Annotated in this window: 1 pseudogene; it reads right to left on the bottom strand. The window is 41.4% G+C overall.

The features are described 5' to 3' along the window. Window positions 1-278 precede the first annotated feature (278 nt). Window positions 279-834 (bottom strand): annotated as a pseudogene (gene efp / locus B2Z67_RS15435) (elongation factor P). Window positions 835-863 lie beyond the last annotated feature (29 nt).

Here is an 863-nt window from a genome sequence, read left to right as displayed (position 1 = left end):
GGAGGAGGAGTACCCGTAGGGGGAGGTGGTAGGTAAAATAAAACCTATTAATCATAAATCTAAGAACTTCTTTTCTCACCTACCACCTCCCCCCTTACGGGGTACTCCTCCTCCCAGGAGGAGGAAAACGTACCTTAGTGAAAGAAATCAGANNGAATAGAGATACTCTTGTAATCACTTATCACTTATCATTTACCACTAACCACTAACCACTTATTACGAAGCTCCGCTTCGCATTTAATGGCTTTGCAGATAAACAAATATTATGTAAAACCGGATTATCCCTTTACGCGGCTTACGTAAGAACCGTCACGAGTATCTATTTCAATCATTTCACCTTCGTTGATGAACAAAGGAACGCGTACGGTAGCGCCCGATTCTACGGTTGCAGGCTTCAAGGTATTTGTAGCGGTGTCACCTTTCAGACCCGGTTCGGTATATGTAATTCTCATCTGAACTTTGATGGGCATATCGGCATAAAGAACGGTTTCCGTAGAAGCATCCGACACAACCTCAAGTACCATTCCCTCCAACAGGAAGTCAACACCGTTAATCAGGTCATGGGCAATGGGGTGTTGGTCAAAAGTTTCCTGGTTCATGAAAATATAATCTTCACCTTCTTTATATAAGAATTGATAGGGACGGCGTTCCACACGTACATCTTCCAGTTTTTCACCGATGTTGAAACGACGTTCNNTTTACTACGTCTTTCAATTTGGTACGCATGAAAGTGTTACCTTTTCCCGGCTTTACATGCAGGAAGTCAATACAGAAATACAGTTTACCATCCATGCGGATACAAGTTCCATTCTTGATGTCTTGGGAATTAATCATACTAAGATTCTTTATTTTATATGTATATT

The sequence above is a fragment of the Bacteroides sp. UBA939 genome (assembly GCF_002293435.1).
GTDB lineage: Bacteria > Bacteroidota > Bacteroidia > Bacteroidales > Bacteroidaceae > Bacteroides.
The sequence above is the reverse complement of the archived record's forward strand: the minus strand, read 5'-3'. Positions and strand labels throughout refer to the sequence as shown.